Genomic DNA, 15,752 nt, shown 5'->3' with positions numbered 1-15,752 from the left:
TTGCGGGAGCGGACTGAATTTGATCAGCACCAGTGAGATACGCGCAGCATTAGACGGATCCTGGCTTCTTTTGCGCAACCAGCCGCAAGGAATGAATTACTTCGACCAATCGACCCAAGGGTTCTGGCGGTCGTTTCTGGTTATCTTTTTGCTGGCACCGGTGTTTCTGGTGAGCGCACTGGCAGAAAAGAAACTGCTGATTTCTGAGAACGTTATTCTTTCTGAGGTATTTCCAGAAAACACTTATTGGCTAGCTCAATTCTTGAGCCTTGGCATCGAGTGGGTGATGCTGCCATTAGTGCTTGCGGTGCTGGCAGGGCCGATCGGAATTTCGCGCCAATACGTGCCTTTCATTGTGGTGCGCAACTGGACCAGCCTTCTGGCGTACGTGCCGTACCTTGTGACCGGGCTTTTGTATTTGATGGGCATTATCCCGTCGGGCATCATGGTGCTGTTGTCCTTCACTTGCTTGATCGTGGTGCTTTGGTACAGGTTTTTGATTGCCCGGATCGCGCTGCAAGCGTCGGCAAGTCTGGCGATCGGGATTGTTTTCCTGGATATTCTTATTCTTCTGATTATCCGCGAGCTGGCTGGACGCCTTTGGGCGGTCTAAGACTTCGCTGCGGTCAAAAGAAAACCCGCCTTTGGGGCGGGGTTTCAAATGTTTTCGCGTTGGCGAGAATTTGATTAGTCGCGCAGAAGATCGTTGATTGCAGTTTTCGACCGGGTCTGCTCATCAACGGTCTTCACGATGACAGCGCAGTAAAGGTTCGGGGCCGCTTGACCATTGCCCATAACATTGGCGCTCGGCATGGAACCGGCAACAACCACTGAATACGGCGGGACCTCTCCATAGGTCACTTCACCGGTCATCCGGTTGACGATCTTGGTGGACTTGCCGATGTAGACCCCCATCCCGAGGACCGAACCTTCGCGCACGATGCAGCCTTCAACAACTTCGGATCGTGCACCGATAAAACAGTTGTCTTCAATGATTGTCGGCCCTGCTTGGAGGGGCTCCAGAACGCCGCCGATGCCGACGCCACCGGACAGGTGCACATTTTTGCCGATTTGCGCGCAAGAGCCAACGGTTGCCCAGCCATCAACCATTGTGCCTTCATCGACATAAGCACCCAGATTGACGAACGAAGGCATCAGAACCACATTTTTGCCGATGAATGAGCCGCTCCGTACAATTGAACCGGGGACTGCACGAAAACCGGCTTTTTCGAAATCAACACCGCGCCAGCCGTCAAACTTAGATGGAACCTTGTCCCACCAAGTTGCGTCGCCCGGACCGCCTTTGATCACGTCCATCGGATTAAGGCGGAAGGACAAGAGGACGGCCTTTTTGGCCCACTGATTGACGACCCAATCGCCATCTTTCTTTTCTGCGACCCTCAGGTGTCCCTGATCAAGAAGGTTCAGCGTGGTCTCAACAGCATCGCGCACTTCACCAGTCGTGGTCGTGTCGATCGAAGCGCTGTCTTCGAACGCTGCGTCAATGGTCTTGGAAAGGGCAGCAAGGTCGTGTGTCATCTGGAAGCATGTCTCCGGAACTTAAGGAAATCTGCGCGGAACTAAGCGTCCGGACCGGCAAGTGTCAAGCACGGCAGCGACCGGATCCGACCAGCAAACGTCAATTCCCTGCCATTGGCCAATCTGCTGACAGGCCAAATGTGCGCTCTGGCATCGCATAAACTTGAGAATGACTCATCGATAAATGGAAAAAGAAGATATTTTGTAATGAGTGTTAGATGGGTAGTGTGAGCAGAAATCAAGAATAGCTATGGAACTCCAATGGAACTCTGGATCCCAATCACTCTGTTTGCCGCTTTTTGCCAGAATTTGCGATCTGCGGTCCAGAAGCATCTGAAAGGCCAGTTGGGCAGCACGGGCGCGACTTTTGTCCGGTTCGGTTATGGATTTCCGTTTGCTTGCCTCTATGTGGCCGTCTTGCACTTGGCATTCGAATATCCCATCCCAGAAATCAACTCAGTGTTTTTGATTGCTGGTGCGCTGGGTGGTTTGGCTCAGATTTTCGGGACTTTCTTGCTCGTATACTTGTTCTCTTTCAGAAATTTTGCAGTTGGAACCGCCTATTCCAAAACCGAACCCATCCAGGCAGCCTTGTTCGGGTTTCTGCTACTGGGCGAAAGCGTTTCCCTGGTTGTCGGGCTGTGCATTCTAATCGGCATTTTGGGGGTGATTGTCATTTCGTTGGCGCATACTACCTTGTCAGCATCCGTAGTCCGGCAATCTTTGTTCGGCCGTCCTGCTCTGATTGGGCTTGGCTCGGCCGCTATGTTCGGAGCTTCGGCTGCAGCTTATCGCGTGGCGTCCTTATCGCTTGAGGGGACAGGTATTCCGATGCAGGCAGGCTTTGCGCTTGCTTATGCGACGCTGTTTCAGACTGGGGTAATGGTTGTTTGGATGCTGCTGCGTGAACCAGATCAACTGCGGGCCAGTTTGGCTGCGTGGCGTGTCGCAGTTTGGGCCGGCGCAACCGGTGTGGCCGGGTCTATCGGCTGGTTCACAGCGATGACCTTGCAAAATGTTGCCTATGTCCGGGCTCTGGCCCAGGTCGAGCTGGTGTTCACCTTTATTGTGTCCTGGTTGGTGTTTAAGGAAACGATTGCCCGGTCTGAGATTGCGGGCTGTTTTTTAATCGTTGTTGCCGTTCTAGGGATCATCTTATGGGGCTGATCCCTGGCCGATGCGTTTAAGGGTTGAGGATGATCAGCTTGGTGTGGCCGCCGTTGCAGGTGTAACAACAGTCTGAGCAGGATTGACTGTATTTAAAGCCGATACCCCAATAAATGCCAGTCCTGTTCCGGACCCAAGCACCGTAACAAATCAGCTCTCCGTGGTGGCAGGATATGTTCACGGTTTTGGTGGAGTAGTCGTCCAGAAGATAAATCTCATTGTTGCCCGGCCAACTGTGACCGCGGCGGGTGTCGGAATAAAACTCGATCTCAAGAATGTTGGGGTGGTTGCTTTTGACCTGCCAGAGCAGAGAGCTGGCCGAACTGGGCGACGTCTGCACGCAGAAAGTAAGTGCCGCCAGTACCGCAATGAAAGCATATTTGATTGCGGTTCCCATTTCAGTCTCCCAGATAATTCAGAGCGTTGGATAGTACCGTTACATCCGGTTTGCCCGGCGTCAAATGTGTCGCCTTTTCCAGGAATGACGCATTTTGGGGAAGTGCATCGAGCAATTAGGCAGTATCCTGTAACCAATCGCGGAAAGCGGCAACAGGCCTGGTCAATGTGCGGGCAGGAGAACGGACAAACCAATAACCCGTTTCCAGTTCCAGAATGGCCCAGTCCGGGCAAACCAGGTGTCCGGCGTCAAGTTCCTGGGAGACAAACCGGCGGTCGATAACGATGGCGCCCATACCGGCAATTGCCGCCTGAATGGCCAGATCCCGGCTCTGGAGTACGGTGCCAGAACTTGTGTCAGTATGTTCAAGACCTGCTGCGGCAAGCCATTGGCTCCAGTCGCTGCGCCTAGAAGCGCTATGGAGCAGGGGTAAATCGGCCAGAATTGCCGGATCGTTAGGGTCCTTTCCTGCCAGCAAGCCCGGTGCCAAAGCGACCGCGAGATGCTCCTTCCAAAGAAGATGGCTTTCAACGCTCGGCCAGTTGCCGGTGCCAAGACGAATGGCGCAATCGTAATTCTCGCGGTCCAGATCAACCATCCGGGTCGAGGTTGACAGCAGCAGCTCAACGTCCGGCTGGCTCGCCTGAAATTGGGGCAACCGGGGGATCAGCCAACGGGTAGCAAAGGTGGAGACCGTACTGATGCGCAGTTCCGTCCGCCCGCGCCGCTTAAAACTGTCGACGGCTTCTTCGATCCGGTCGAAGGCATCACCAAGGCTGAGCGCCAGGCGCTGGCCTTCTTCGGTCAAGGTCAACCCACGCCCGTCCCGATTGACGAGCGTTGCGCCCAGTTCGCTTTCCAGCTTGCGCATGAGATGCGACAGGGCCGAAGGGGAAACGCCGAGTTTTTCGGCTGCAAGAGCTGCCCGGCCATGACGGGCCAGAAGGGCAAAAGCATTGAGTGCGCGTAACGACGCCATGAAGCAATCAGATCCAAAATTGAGTTTTGCTCAATCTAGAAGATCTGCGCTTAGGAGGCCAGCGATGTTCTGTCTTAGATTAATGAGCCTTTGACTGCGCGCAAGAAACCCGTCAGATCCTCGGTCACGAAGTCGACATGCGGGTAGGGATCACCTTCCAGGTCCAGGTTGTCCTGAAGAACTTCTCTGGAACCCTTGGGAACAATCAACGCCGTGCGCATGCCAAGGTGGTGCGGAACTTTCAGGTTTTTCGCCAGGTCCTCGAACATGGCTGCCCGGGCTGGCGCAATACCCGTCCGGTCCAGAAACATGTCGTAGGTTTCTTTGTTGGGTTTGGGAATCAGATCTGCCGAGACAATATCGAAAATATCTTCAAAGTGATCCGAGATCCCTAGCGCGGCAGCGGTACGTTCGGCATGCGGCCGGTCACCGTTGGTAAAGATGAACTTCTTTCCAGGAAGCGCTTCGATGGCATGGCCAAGATCCGGATCTGGTGCCAGCGACGAATAATCGATGTCGTGCACGAAGGCGAGATAATCGTCCGGATCGATCTTGTGGGTGGTCATCAACCCGCGCAAGGTGGTGCCGTATTCGTGATAAAGCGCCTTCTGGTGCGCCATCGCTTCGTCGCGGCCCAAATCGAGAACCTTTTGCACGTAGCGTGCAATCTGTTCGTTGATTTGTGGGAACAAACTGGCTTCATGCGGATAAAGCGTGTTGTCCAGATCAAACACCCACGCCTCGACACCGCGGAAAACCCGCATGTCTTGCCGGTGGGCATGCCGGCCTTCCTTAGGCAAAATGCGTTTTCCGGTCACGGGTGGATCAACGTCCCTGCGCCGCCGTCGGTGAAGAGCTCCAGCAGAACCGCATGGGGTACTTTGCCGTTGAGGATCACAACGCCTTCCACACCGCGTTCCAGCGCATCAATGCATGTTTCAACTTTTGGAATCATACCACCAGATATAGTGCCGTCGGCCATCAGGTCACGGGCCTTGGCCACGGTCAGCGATTTGATGAGCTTGCCGTCCTTGTCCAAAACACCGGGAACATCCGTCAGGAACAGCAAGCGTTTGGCGTTGAGTGATCCTGCAATGGCGCCTGCTGCCGTATCAGCGTTGATGTTGTAGGTTTCGCCATCACTGCCGGGAGCCACCGGGGCAACCACGGGAATGATGTCTTCCTTCAAGACCAATTTGAGGACGGTCGGGTCGACTTTTTCCGGCTCGCCGACAAAACCGAGGTCTATAACGCTCTCGATCTTGCTGTCTGGATCAACAACGGTGCGTTTGAGTTTGCGCGCCGTCACCATGTTGCCGTCCTTGCCGCACAGGCCAACGGCTCGGCCGCCTTCGGCATCGATCAGCTGGACAATCTCTTTGTTGATGGAGCCGGCCAGAACCATCTCGACCACTTCAACGGTTGCCTTGTCGGTCACGCGCAAGCCGCCTTTGAACTCGCTGACAATATTGAGCCGGTCCAGCATTTTGCCGATTTGCGGGCCGCCGCCATGGACAACCACGGGATTGACGCCGGATTGGCGCAGCAAGGTGATGTCCCGGGCAAAAGCCTGGCCTAGGGCCGGATCTCCCATGGCATTGCCGCCATATTTCACGACGACGGTCTTGCCGTCATAGCGCTGCATATAGGGAAGCGCATGAGCAATGATATGGGCGCGGCTTTCGGACTCAACTGTTGTCATTTCTAGGAATTCTCAATCAATTCGGAGCGTTTGGCGCGAAGGGTCAATGCTATAGCCGGTTTGATGGCTTCAAACAATCTGGGACACTCTGCCGGCTATTGGTTCGCAAGCATGCATAGCTCGGCCCGCAACTCATCAACGCCTCTGTTTTTTTCAGACGACGTTGCAATGATCTCCGGGTGAGCGGCAACGCGTTTGGCCAGGGCTGTTTTTGTGTCCCCTATCAGCTTTGTAAGGGCTGGCGGCTTGATCTTGTCCGCCTTGGTTAGAACCACTTGATAGACAACAGCTGCTTTATCAAGCAGATCCATCGTCTCAAGATCGTTCTTTTTGATGCCATGGCGGCTGTCGATCAGAAGAATGACCCGGCGCAGGTTTGGCCGGCCGCGCAGATAGGAAAACACCAGTTTCGTCCAGGCGTCGACCAGGTCTTTGGGCGCTTGCGCGTAGCCATAACCCGGCATGTCCACGATTGTCAGTGGTGTTTCGGGCGCGACAAAAAAGTTCAACATCTGCGTCCGTCCGGGCGTCGAGGACGTCCGCGCCAGTCCCTTGCGTCCGGTGAGCGCGTTGATCAGGCTCGACTTGCCGACATTGGAACGGCCGGCAAAGGCAATTTCGGTGCCTGCGGTCGCTGGCAGGTTGGCCATGTCGGTGACGCTGGTCAGAAAATCCCACTGCCGGGCGAACATAAGCCGCCCAGCTTCCAGGTTTTCTTCAGAATAGGTTTGATCTTCACTCATGGAGAGCCTTCTAACCCGCCTTTGCCTTGGCGTCGAGAACGCAGTCTGGTTCTGCGGCTGCCTTTTCCAAGTCGGCCAAGTCTGCTTTACGAATCGCGCTGAGGTGCCGGGAGATCTTTTCGGCAGGCCAATCCCACCAAGCGATCTCTAAAAGGCGCTCAATGGTTCTTTCATCAAAGCGCAGACGGACAACACGGGCCGGATTGCCAACCGCGACCGCAAAGGGCGGGATATCTGAGGCAACAACTGCGTGCGCGCCAATGAAGGCGCCTGAACAAATGGTCACACCAGGCATGACAACGGAGTTGGTGCCGAACCAGACATCGTTTTCTACAAGCGTGTCACCGCGCAGATGGTCAAAGATCGTTGCCGGCTCGAACCCGTCTTCCCAGCCATTGCCAAAGATGTTGAAGGGGTACGTTGAAAATCCGGTCATGGCATGATTAGCGCCATTCATGATGAATGTGGTTCCGGATGCAAGTGCACAAAAACGGCCAATCTTGAGTTTGTCGCCTACAAAATCGAAATGATAGCGGACGTTTCGATTTTCGAAGTCAGCTGCGTGTTGCTCATCGTTGTAATAGGAATAGTCGCCCACTTCGATGTTCGGGCGGGTGACAACATTTTTCAGAAAAACAGTGTGTGGTTCACCGTTGAACGGGTGACGGACGTCAGGGTTTGGACCGTGCATAGGGCCTCCAAGAAGCAAAGAAACAAGGCAAGAAAGCGCGCTAATCATGCGCGGTCGACCAACCGGCCGGCGGTATCGCCTTGGGATATCGGTCTTTGCTTTAGTGGATCATTGTCCGGGCACTCCTGAAATATCTTTGGTCATGAAAAAGGCCCCGCCGGGTGGCGAGGCCTTGCCTGTTATCAGCTAGACACTTGTTTGTCAGCTCTTTTTATCTGTCGCGGCCGGTTTCTTGCGTTTGAACAGGGCCCCCAAATTGTCCCAAAGCTCCACCTTGGCGCCTTGGCGACGCATGATCACGTATTGCTGAGCGACTGACAATGTGTTGTTCCATGCCCAGTAGATCACGAGACCAGCTGGGAAGGACGCCAGCATGAAGGTGAAGACGATCGGCATCCAAGTGAAGATCATCTGCTGTGTCGGATCGGGCGGAGCCGGGTTCATCTTCATCTGGATGAACATGGTGATACCCATGATCAACGGCCAGACGCCGAGCATCAACAACTGCGGCGGATCCCAGGGGATCAGACCGAACAGGTTGAAGAGGGAGGTCGGGTCCGGTGCAGACAGATCCTGAATCCAGCCGAAGAAAGGTGCGTGGCGCATTTCGATCGTGACGAACAGAACCTTATAGAGGGAGAAGAAGACCGGGATCTGGATCAGGATTGGCAGACAGCCGGCCAATGGATTGATCTTCTCTTTCTTATAAAGCTCCATCAGAGCTTGCTGCTGCTTCTGTTTGTCGTCCGCGTATTTTTCGCGGATTTCCGTCATCTGCGGCTGCACCAGTTTCATCTTGCTCATGCTGACATAGGATTTGTTTGCCAGCGGGAAGAAGACAAGTTTGACCAAAACGGTGACCAGAAGGATCGCAACGCCGAAATTGCCAGAGAAATTGAAGAACCAGTCAATGGCAAAGAACATTGGCTTGGTCAGGAAGTAGAACCAACCCCAGTCGATCAAAAGCTCAAACCGTTCAATGCCGAGGGCCTCTTCATAGGCATCCAGAAGAGCTGTTTCCTTGGCGCCGGCAAACAGATAAGAACTGGTTTCACCCGTGCTGCCTGCAGGAACGGTAATCGCATTTCCAAGATAATCGGCTTGGAAGTTGCCGCTCTGGGCCGCGTAGCTGAAGCCCGGCTGGAATTCCTGACCCGGGGTCGGGATGAGAGTTGCCGCCCAATACTTGTCGGTGATTCCGAGCCATCCGCGGTCTACGGCTGCCGGCCGGACAGGTCCGTCCTCTTCCAGGTCGGAATAGTCGACTTCAACCAGTCCTTCTTCGCCAAAGACCCCAAGCAGACCTTCGTGAAGAATATAAATGCCGCTCATTTCCGGGATGCCGTTCCGGGAGATGAGGCCATACGGATAAAGCGTAACGGCGTCTCCGGAATTGTTGGTAACCGATTGCCCAACCGTGAACATGTAGTTTTCGTCGACAGAGAACACACGCTTGAAGATGAGCCCTTCGCCATTGTCCCACGTCAAGGTTAGCGGGGTCGTTGGCGTCAGGTCAGCAGAGCCCTCAATAGTCCATACGGCATCCCGTCCCGGGACCTGGACATTGGAGTTGGCATCCTTGGTCCAGCCGTGTTCTGCGAAATAGGCCGAAGGGGAGTTTGTCGGTGAGAACAGAACAATCGTTGGACTGCTCTTATCGACTGTCTCATGATAGTCCTTCAGGCGCAGATCATCGAGGCGGCCGCCGGCCAGGTTGACAGAGCCTTCCAGTCGCGGGGTGTTAATCTTTACACGTTTTGAGGACGCCAACGCCTGATCCCGGGAGGCAAATGCTTGTGCGCCACCGGTCGAGGGGGCTACGGCCGTCCCGGAGGTGGATGGTTTCGGAGCATCTGGATTGACGCCGCCATTTTCAGCCTGGCGAGCTGCCTCTGCTTCCTGTTGGGCCTGAAGAGCTGCCTGTTGGCGTTCCAGTTGTGGTCCGGCATAAAAATATTGCCAGCCCAGCAAAACGACCAGGGACAGAACGATCGCGAGAATCGTATTGCGGTTTTCAGAAATCAACTGGATTTACCCCTGTTACCTGCGCGGTGATGTGTTTGTTTGGGTCTATTGCCCTTGCGCGGTTTGCCGCGGCCGCGCGGTGTTGCCGGATCTAGCACCTGGTGTAGCCCAGACTTAAGGTCTGTGACCAGATTTTGGAAGGGCTGAGTTAGCGCGCCATCGCGTGCAACCAGCACAAAATCGGCATTATTTGGTATGTCGGCCTGCGTCAGCTCAGCCACAGCCGCCCGCAGACGCCGTTTGATGCGGCTCCGCACGACCGAATTGCCGGTTTTTTTGGTGACCGTATAGCCGATCCGCGAACACGCGCCGCTGGTCCGTTGAAGACCTTGAACAACAAAAGCGCGCCGACCCAAACGGCCGCCTTTGGCAACCGCGAGGAACTCGGAGCGCTTTTTGAGTGTGTTCATAGCAGCGGTTTGGCTGTTGGCAGACACCGTCTAGCTGGTGCGCTGCAAGCAGACGCCGCTTAGGCGCTGAGGCTCTTACGGCCTTTGGCACGACGGCGAGCAAGCACCTGACGGCCGCTCTTTGTGGCCATACGTGCGCGGAAGCCGTGGCGGCGCTTGCGGACAAGACGGCTCGGTTGATACGTACGCTTCATTGTTCTTCCCCGCGCGGCTTAAGCGCGGCCCTTGTTCATTTTAAATTCTTTGGAGGAAGCACCCGAAGCGCTCAGCCAGCGCAGCTTTAAACAGCCATGGGTCCGAATGCATGTCCCGATCGAGCGCGCTTATAAGCGTCATGCCGGTTGAAGTCAACGTTTGCCGCAGAGATTCTCGCACCCGTTTTTGATCACGCACAGGTGAATGCTTGACCGCGCTGTCTCACTTATCAGTGAAATCAGCTTCTTTTTACAAGCTTTAAGGTACACCTGACGTAAGACATCGGCACTGTTGCCGCCCAAACGCGGCAGAATTAAGGATAATGGAGTGGCCAATGCGGGGAAGTGAGGCGGAGGCGATGAACGGATCTGATGAGCCCAACGGGGTTCAAAAGCCGGAAGCTGAAAAGTCGTCAGGCGCACTGATACGCAAGTGGGCTCCTTTGGCAGTGCTTCTTGCGCTGATGATCCTGGCGTTCTCCCAAGGCCTTCACAATCATCTGACACTCTCCGCATTGATCATGGAGCGCCAGCATTTGGCCAGTCTCGTGACAGACAATCTGATGATGACTGTTGTTGGTTATGTCGCGCTCTATTCTGTAGCGGTTGCCTTATCTTTCCCGGGCGCTTCGCTTTTCACGATTGCAGGCGGTTTTCTCTTTGGGTGGGTCATCGGCGGTTTTGCGACAGTTTTCGGGGCGACAGTCGGAGCTGCCGTGGTTTTTCTGATCGCAAAATCTTCTTTTGGCGACATGCTCACCAAGCGGGCGGGGCCCTTTCTCATACGGCTAACTGAAGGATTCCGGCGGGATGCCTTCAATTATCTTCTCTTTTTGCGCCTCACTCCAATCTTTCCGTTTTGGCTGGTCAACATTGCTCCGGCAGTGTTTCAAATGCCGCTGGGGTCTTATGTTCTGGCAACCTTTGTTGGTATTATTCCCGGAACATTTGCCTTTGCCTTTATCGGATCCGGTCTTGATAGCGTGATCGAAGCACAAGAAGCCGCCAACCCCGGATGTGCGGCCGCTGGCACCTGTGCGGTCGAAGTCTCCGCCTTGGTCACGCCGCAATTGGTTGTTGCCTTTTTTGCGCTTGGCATCGCCAGCTTGATCCCGGTTGTGCTCAAACGGCTCCGCACCCGCTGAAGTGCCTAACCCCGCGGGAAATCCATCAAATAATTGGACTTTTATATGTCGAAGCTGCTGACCCCGGATATTTGTGTCATTGGTGCTGGATCAGGTGGACTATCTGTCGCTGCCGCTGCGGCTGCATTTGGCGTTGAAGTTGTCCTGATTGAAAAGGGAAAAATGGGTGGCGACTGCCTGAACTATGGGTGTGTCCCGTCCAAAGCGCTGCTGGCGGCAGGCAAAGCCGTCCAGAATGTTCAAAAAGCCGCCAGGTTTGGTGTTCCATTTGAAGAACCGGATGTGGATTTCGCCAAAGCCAATGATCATGTGCAGAAAGTCATCGCGGCGATTGAGCCACATGATTCTCAAGAACGTTTTGAAGGGCTTGGCGTTACCGTGCTTCGGGAGGCTGCCGAATTCACCGCACCTGACGTGGTGGTGGCGGGGAATCATGAGATTCGCGCCCGGCGATTTGTGATCGCGACTGGGTCAACGGCGCTCGTTCCACCAATTCCGGGTCTTGATCAGGTTCCCTACCTAACTAACGAAACACTGTTCACCTTGCGGGAGACACCAGAACATCTCGGGATCGTAGGTGGTGGACCAATCGGATTGGAAATGGCGCAGGCGCATCGGCGCCTAGGCGCAAAAGTGACCGTATTCGAAGCGCAAACTGCACTCGGCAAGGATGATCCGGAACTGGCAGGCATCGTGCTGGACACTTTGAAAGGCGAAGGTGTCGAGATTTTTGAAAAAACAGCGGTTGAGAAGGTCGAATGTTTAGATGACGGGATTGTTGTAACGGCCCGGTCAGAGGACGGCGAGCCGGTCACCAGAGCTGTCAGCCACGTGCTTGTAGCAGCCGGACGCGCGCCCAATGTTGAGGGGCTGGGTCTTGAGGCTGCCCATGTTTCCTATTCCCACAAGGGCATCACCGTTGATCATGGCCTGCGCACGTCCAACAAGAAGATCTATGCCATCGGTGATGTTGCGGGCGGGCTTCAATTCACCCATGTCGCAGGTCATCAGGCGGGCCTTGTTATTCGTTCGATCCTGTTCCGGCTGCCGGTCAAAATGCAAACGGAAATCGTGCCCTGGGTGACGTATACCTCACCCGAATTGGGCCACATTGGGCTGACTGAAGCCGAAGCTAGGGCGCGGCATGGCAAAAAGGTCAATGTCCTGAGCGCAGCCTATGCGGGAAATGACCGGGCGCAAGCGGAAGGTGAGACCATCGGCAAACTCAAGCTGATCGCCGGACCGGGAGGACGGCTATTGGGAGCAGATATTGTCGGGGCTCAAGCCGGTGAAGTCATCAATCTTCTGTCTCTGGCGATTTCAAAAAAGATGACAATGAAAGACCTTGCCGGGTTTATTGCACCTTACCCGACGCTGGGCGAACTGGTGCGCCGGGCTGCAATTTCATACTATGCGGATGCGCCGAAAAATGCTTGGCTACGCCGTGGAATCGGTTTGTTGCGTAAGTTTGGATAAGATGAATTGGGCTGATACGGTTCTGGCTGCTGTGTTGGGACGGAGCTGTCATGAAGCATGAGGGCATGCCGGAAGGAGCCATCGCTCCAAACGAGAATGGTATTGGCGCCAGCGGGAAGCCGGAAACAGGCAACCAGTTTGGCCGGCACCGGTTTGGTGGTTTGTCCGGAAAACTTCTGCTTCTGACAATCCTGTTTGTCATGGTTGCCGAAGTTTTCATTTACGTGCCGTCGATCGCGAATTTCCGCAATACGTGGCTGATGGACCGCTTGACCACTGCCGGTGTGGCCGCGTCAGTGCTGGCGGAAACGAACACTATCGCGCCGCGGCTGCAGGAAGAACTGCTCAAGACAACGGGAGCAATTGCTATTGCGCTCGACCAAGGTTCTCAGCGCCGATTGATTGCCATGAGCGACGTGCCGGCTCAAATCGACTTTGTTGTCGATATGGCGAAGGTCACGCCCTGGACGTCCGTTCTGGACAGTTTCGCTGTGCTGACGTACCGGGGAAATGGCGTCATGCGGGCGGTGGCAGCTGGGCAGATGGGCCATACGGAACGGGTCGACGTGGTGTTCCCCATTGCATTGCTTCAGCAGGATATGCTGGCTTTTTCCGGCCGGATTTTGGCGCTGTCACTGGTGATATCCGGCATCACGGCAACGCTTGTCTATATCACATTGCAGGCCCTATTTATCCGGCCCTTGCGGCGGTTGACACGCTCGATGGAGCAGTTTGCCGACAATCCCGAAGACGTCTCCCGGATCATCACGGTCTCGCCGCGCCGGGATGAGTTGGGGGATGCGGAAATCCGTTTGGCGGCGATGGAAGAAGCCCTGTCGCGTGCGCTTCACCAAAAACAACGCTTGGCCGATCTTGGTTTGGCCGTGTCGAAGATCAACCATGACCTGCGCAATCTTCTGGCCTCCGCGCAGTTGTTTTTGGAACGCCTTGAGCATGTGCCGGATCCCACAGTCAACCGGCTGGCGCCGAAGATCCTGGCAACGCTTGATCGCGCTGTCAGCTACACCCAGGCGGTTATGGCGTATGGCAAGGCGCAGGAGCGGACGCCGCAGCGCCGGTTGATTGCTTTAAAGCGTGTCGGCGATGATGTAGCGGATGTCCTGGGTCTTGCCGATCACGAGACTGTCCAGTTTGAAAACAAGATTGCTGAGACTTTGGAGGTGGATGCAGATCCAGAGCAAATCTTCCGGGTCTTGCTCAATCTGACACGCAACGCTCTGCAAGCATTGGAAGCGGAGAAAGATACCACTTTGGTGCGCCGGATTTGCCTGTCAGCGGAACGGCGCGGAAGTTGTGTACATATTGAGGTGTCTGATACCGGCCCGGGGATCCCGGAAAACACGCAAAGAGGGCTGTTCAAAGCGTTTCACAGCGGGGCCAAGGCCGGCGGCATTGGTCTTGGGCTGGCAATCGTTGCAGAACTCCTGAAAGCCCACGGCGGCACCATTCAATTAGATTGCAGCCAGCCGGGCACCTGTTTCCGGATCGAGTTGCCGGACCGCAATTCCTGACGATAGATTATGTCTTGTGAATGGCCCGCATAGGCCGGGAGTTGTGGGTGTGCCGCAGCTTGGCCTGTGTACAAATAAGTCAAGAGAACTTGCGGAATTCTGAGGTTGGTGGTCGTTGAGCGAAGAACTTTCAAAAAAAGTTCAAAAAGGCGCTTGCATCCCCCGCCGGTCCGCAGTAGATAAGCGCCCTGTCCGGGGCGGACCAACGCCTCGCAGACCGAACGGCCATCGAAGATGAAAACATCCTTCTCTTAAACGGACCGTTCTTGATGCACCGGTAGCTCAGCTGGATAGAGCACCAGACTACGAATCTGGGGGTCGGGGGTTCGAATCCTCCCCGGTGCGCCATCTCGCTTTTACATGTTGAAATTTATGCTAAAGCCATGAAAGGCATAGTTAATTTGGGGGTTCGAACACCCAGTCTTCTAGTGTAAGAAACTGGTTCCAAAAACGCCAATCTAAGCACTGTTCTCTTCAGCGTAAGATCGCCACTTTTCCAAATATTCCAAGGCTTTGAGAGGAAGTCGAAGGGGAGTTCGAACAACTCTTCCCGGGTATGCCGTGGCTTATAGGAATTCTCGATGCGTTCTTCTGTCAGAAGTTTTTCCAGCTCAAGTTTCGAGATTCGCTTCTCATAGGCCGAAATCACCGACGCATTGCTCGCATCAACAATACGGTCAAGCAGTTGCTCAATCTGCTTGTCGATCTTTTTCACATTGTTTTCGAGCGACTTATTCATCTCATAGGCCTGCGACATGCGCATGTTCCAAAGGTCAATAAACATCGCCTTGGCAAGATCAAACAAGCCCTTCGGAGGCTGAGCAAGAACGCAATAGCCATTCATCACCCTGGCACGCATCCGGTTTTGTTTGTTCGGCATTTTTTTGCCACTGATGCTGAGAAACCGACGCGAGCATGTTCTCAACGAGGATTGAATCCGAATCCTCTCCAAACTCAATGGAGGGCTTTGCAAAATACCTCCGGCTTCGGTAATCGCGGTACGCAGCGCAAGGTGTGCATCCAGTCCACACGCAAGACGTGAAACATCATCGATGATTACGACATGCGGGTCGTGCGAGCGTTTACGGATAAAGCGAAGCATTGCCTGAATGCCGGGCGGTCAATGAGGCCGCCAGAAGCATCGTCCTGGAAAATTTCAACGACTTCTAGTCCCTTGTACCGGGCAAATTCCCGGCACCGGGATTCCTGTGACCCGAGCCCATCGCCGACCTTCTTTTGTTTCGAGCTGGAAACCCGGCAGTAAATTACTGCCTTGGTTCCGGCTTGAGGTGATGGGGACATCGTATTCATAGTACCTACCTTTCCGCAGAGCGGTTGTTGTGATCGTCTGCTGATTTATCAAATTCATCATGAAACTCTTTATCTGAATGATCTTTATCTTCGGTTATTTCTGCATTTTCATCAATGTAATTCGCTTCAAGGCCATCAATAACTTGTGGCATTGGGTGAATTACGAAACCAAGGTCGACAAAATCAAGCAAGGTAGACCAGATCGTCTCGATGAACTCCTGCTTCTGCTCACTGCTCAGTGTTTCATCTTCCAGGAAATACATGTATTTCTCGTAGTCAACATGCAGGACGATACGGTGTTCTTCCGCAGCGGCATTCGAATTCTCGAAAGCCTTGCGGATGGAGCCTTGACCTTTGATCGTCTTGTCTTTCATCAGTTCGTCCTTTCTTAAATGCGAGAGTTGCTTCCCTCGGGCTCTGCTCAGCGCGCAAAAAAACCAT

Annotated in this window: 18 protein-coding genes and 1 tRNA gene; 6 read left to right on the top strand and 13 right to left on the bottom strand. The window is 54.4% G+C overall.

The window, feature by feature from the left end:
- Positions 1-19 precede the first annotated feature (19 nt).
- Positions 20-613, top strand: a complete 594-nt coding sequence (locus ACOOFE_RS23185) for a hypothetical protein (RefSeq protein WP_420412241.1) — start codon at positions 20-22, stop codon at positions 611-613.
- 74 nt (positions 614-687) lie between these two features.
- Here ACOOFE_RS23185 and dapD read toward each other — a convergent pair whose 3' ends face one another.
- Complete coding sequence (gene dapD / locus ACOOFE_RS23180) at positions 688-1,539, bottom strand: 2,3,4,5-tetrahydropyridine-2,6-dicarboxylate N-succinyltransferase (protein ID WP_420412240.1); 852 nt, start codon at positions 1,537-1,539, stop codon at positions 688-690.
- Between the two features lie 261 nt (positions 1,540-1,800).
- On the opposite strand from dapD, the gene ACOOFE_RS23175 reads away from it, so the two are divergent.
- Positions 1,801-2,706 carry an EamA family transporter gene (locus tag ACOOFE_RS23175; protein ID WP_420412239.1) on the top strand — a complete coding sequence of 302 codons (906 nt, stop codon included), beginning with the start codon at positions 1,801-1,803 and terminating at the stop codon, positions 2,704-2,706.
- A gap of 16 nt (positions 2,707-2,722) precedes the next feature.
- On the opposite strand, the gene ACOOFE_RS23170 is transcribed toward ACOOFE_RS23175, so the two are convergent.
- From ACOOFE_RS23170 to rpmH, 9 genes are all read right to left on the bottom strand, one after another.
- On the bottom strand, positions 2,723-3,103 hold the full coding sequence (locus ACOOFE_RS23170; RefSeq protein ID WP_420412238.1) for a hypothetical protein: 381 nt from the start codon (positions 3,101-3,103) through the stop codon (positions 2,723-2,725).
- 115 nt (positions 3,104-3,218) lie between these two features.
- The gene (locus tag ACOOFE_RS23165) at positions 3,219-4,082 is read right to left on the bottom strand and encodes a LysR substrate-binding domain-containing protein (protein WP_420412237.1); all 864 of its coding nucleotides are present in this window, start codon (positions 4,080-4,082) and stop codon (positions 3,219-3,221) included.
- Between the two features lie 74 nt (positions 4,083-4,156).
- A complete protein-coding gene (locus tag ACOOFE_RS23160) occupies positions 4,157-4,900 on the bottom strand; it encodes a pyrimidine 5'-nucleotidase (RefSeq protein WP_420412236.1) in 744 nt (247 codons plus the stop codon).
- Positions 4,897-5,784: an acetylglutamate kinase gene (gene argB, locus ACOOFE_RS23155; protein ID WP_420412235.1), complete on the bottom strand. Its 888-nt coding sequence runs from the start codon at positions 5,782-5,784 to the stop codon at positions 4,897-4,899. Before argB ends, ACOOFE_RS23160 begins: the two co-directional genes overlap by 4 nt.
- A 95-nt stretch (positions 5,785-5,879) precedes the next feature.
- Positions 5,880-6,527, bottom strand: a complete 648-nt coding sequence (yihA, locus tag ACOOFE_RS23150; protein ID WP_420412234.1) for a ribosome biogenesis GTP-binding protein YihA/YsxC — start codon at positions 6,525-6,527, stop codon at positions 5,880-5,882.
- Positions 6,528-6,537: 10 nt separating this feature from the next.
- Positions 6,538-7,266 carry a CatB-related O-acetyltransferase gene (locus ACOOFE_RS23145; protein WP_420412233.1) on the bottom strand — a complete coding sequence of 243 codons (729 nt, stop codon included), beginning with the start codon at positions 7,264-7,266 and terminating at the stop codon, positions 6,538-6,540.
- Between the two features lie 153 nt (positions 7,267-7,419).
- Positions 7,420-9,240 (bottom strand): membrane protein insertase YidC, encoded by a 1,821-nt coding sequence (gene yidC, locus ACOOFE_RS23140; RefSeq protein WP_420415627.1) that lies wholly within the window; start codon positions 9,238-9,240, stop codon positions 7,420-7,422.
- Positions 9,240-9,653 carry a ribonuclease P protein component gene (gene rnpA / locus ACOOFE_RS23135; protein WP_420412232.1) on the bottom strand — a complete coding sequence of 138 codons (414 nt, stop codon included), beginning with the start codon at positions 9,651-9,653 and terminating at the stop codon, positions 9,240-9,242. Before rnpA ends, yidC begins: the two co-directional genes overlap by 1 nt.
- 59 nt (positions 9,654-9,712) lie before the next feature.
- Positions 9,713-9,847 (bottom strand): 50S ribosomal protein L34, encoded by a 135-nt coding sequence (rpmH, locus tag ACOOFE_RS23130; RefSeq protein WP_081450549.1) that lies wholly within the window; start codon positions 9,845-9,847, stop codon positions 9,713-9,715.
- A 335-nt stretch (positions 9,848-10,182) separates the two neighbouring features.
- On the opposite strand from rpmH, the gene ACOOFE_RS23125 reads away from it, so the two are divergent.
- From ACOOFE_RS23125 to ACOOFE_RS23110, 4 genes are all read left to right on the top strand, one after another.
- Positions 10,183-10,992, top strand: a complete 810-nt coding sequence (locus ACOOFE_RS23125; protein WP_420412231.1) for a TVP38/TMEM64 family protein — start codon at positions 10,183-10,185, stop codon at positions 10,990-10,992.
- Positions 10,993-11,037: 45 nt separating this feature from the next.
- Positions 11,038-12,468, top strand: coding sequence for a dihydrolipoyl dehydrogenase family protein (locus ACOOFE_RS23120; RefSeq protein ID WP_420412230.1), 1,431 nt, complete (start codon positions 11,038-11,040; stop codon positions 12,466-12,468).
- 50 nt (positions 12,469-12,518) lie between these two features.
- Complete coding sequence (locus ACOOFE_RS23115; protein WP_420412229.1) at positions 12,519-14,000, top strand: ATP-binding protein; 1,482 nt, start codon at positions 12,519-12,521, stop codon at positions 13,998-14,000.
- A gap of 271 nt (positions 14,001-14,271) precedes the next feature.
- Positions 14,272-14,348: transfer RNA gene (locus ACOOFE_RS23110), tRNA-Arg, on the top strand.
- Between the two features lie 22 nt (positions 14,349-14,370).
- Here the strand turns inward: ACOOFE_RS23110 and ACOOFE_RS23105 are convergent.
- The 3 genes from ACOOFE_RS23105 to ACOOFE_RS23095 are packed head-to-tail and all read right to left on the bottom strand — an operon-like array spanning position 14,371 to position 15,685.
- Positions 14,371-15,102: a hypothetical protein gene (locus tag ACOOFE_RS23105; protein WP_420412228.1), complete on the bottom strand. Its 732-nt coding sequence runs from the start codon at positions 15,100-15,102 to the stop codon at positions 14,371-14,373.
- Entirely contained in the window at positions 15,057-15,302 is a 246-nt protein-coding gene (locus tag ACOOFE_RS23100; RefSeq protein WP_420415626.1) for a recombinase family protein, read from the bottom strand. Before ACOOFE_RS23100 ends, ACOOFE_RS23105 begins: the two co-directional genes overlap by 46 nt.
- Before the next feature lie 14 nt (positions 15,303-15,316).
- Entirely contained in the window at positions 15,317-15,685 is a 369-nt protein-coding gene (locus tag ACOOFE_RS23095) for a hypothetical protein (RefSeq protein ID WP_420412227.1), read from the bottom strand.
- Positions 15,686-15,752 lie beyond the last annotated feature (67 nt).

The sequence above is a fragment of the Roseibium sp. genome (assembly GCF_965216085.1).
Taxonomy (GTDB): Bacteria; Pseudomonadota; Alphaproteobacteria; order Rhizobiales; family Stappiaceae; genus Roseibium.
This window is presented reverse-complemented; position numbering and strand designations above follow the sequence as displayed.

What these genes read in the sequence shown, in the direction of transcription:
- rpmH (WP_081450549.1), bottom strand. Translation starts at nt 9,847, where the DNA reads ATGAAGCGTACGTATCAACCGAGCCGTCTTGTCCGCAAGCGCCGCCAC.
- ACOOFE_RS23165 (WP_420412237.1), bottom strand. Translation starts at nt 4,082, where the DNA reads ATGGCGTCGTTACGCGCACTCAATGCTTTTGCCCTTCTGGCCCGTCAT.
- ACOOFE_RS23115 (WP_420412229.1), top strand. Translation starts at nt 12,519, where the DNA reads ATGAAGCATGAGGGCATGCCGGAAGGAGCCATCGCTCCAAACGAGAAT.
- ACOOFE_RS23145 (WP_420412233.1), bottom strand. Translation starts at nt 7,266, where the DNA reads ATGATTAGCGCGCTTTCTTGCCTTGTTTCTTTGCTTCTTGGAGGCCCT.
- ACOOFE_RS23120 (WP_420412230.1), top strand. Translation starts at nt 11,038, where the DNA reads ATGTCGAAGCTGCTGACCCCGGATATTTGTGTCATTGGTGCTGGATCA.
- ACOOFE_RS23170 (WP_420412238.1), bottom strand. Translation starts at nt 3,103, where the DNA reads ATGGGAACCGCAATCAAATATGCTTTCATTGCGGTACTGGCGGCACTT.
- ACOOFE_RS23125 (WP_420412231.1), top strand. Translation starts at nt 10,183, where the DNA reads ATGCGGGGAAGTGAGGCGGAGGCGATGAACGGATCTGATGAGCCCAAC.
- rnpA (WP_420412232.1), bottom strand. Translation starts at nt 9,653, where the DNA reads ATGAACACACTCAAAAAGCGCTCCGAGTTCCTCGCGGTTGCCAAAGGC.
- ACOOFE_RS23175 (WP_420412239.1), top strand. Translation starts at nt 1,801, where the DNA reads ATGGAACTCTGGATCCCAATCACTCTGTTTGCCGCTTTTTGCCAGAAT.
- argB (WP_420412235.1), bottom strand. Translation starts at nt 5,784, where the DNA reads ATGACAACAGTTGAGTCCGAAAGCCGCGCCCATATCATTGCTCATGCG.
- ACOOFE_RS23100 (WP_420415626.1), bottom strand. Translation starts at nt 15,302, where the DNA reads ATGTCCCCATCACCTCAAGCCGGAACCAAGGCAGTAATTTACTGCCGG.
- yihA (WP_420412234.1), bottom strand. Translation starts at nt 6,527, where the DNA reads ATGAGTGAAGATCAAACCTATTCTGAAGAAAACCTGGAAGCTGGGCGG.
- dapD (WP_420412240.1), bottom strand. Translation starts at nt 1,539, where the DNA reads ATGACACACGACCTTGCTGCCCTTTCCAAGACCATTGACGCAGCGTTC.
- ACOOFE_RS23095 (WP_420412227.1), bottom strand. Translation starts at nt 15,685, where the DNA reads ATGAAAGACAAGACGATCAAAGGTCAAGGCTCCATCCGCAAGGCTTTC.
- ACOOFE_RS23105 (WP_420412228.1), bottom strand. Translation starts at nt 15,102, where the DNA reads ATGCTTCGCTTTATCCGTAAACGCTCGCACGACCCGCATGTCGTAATC.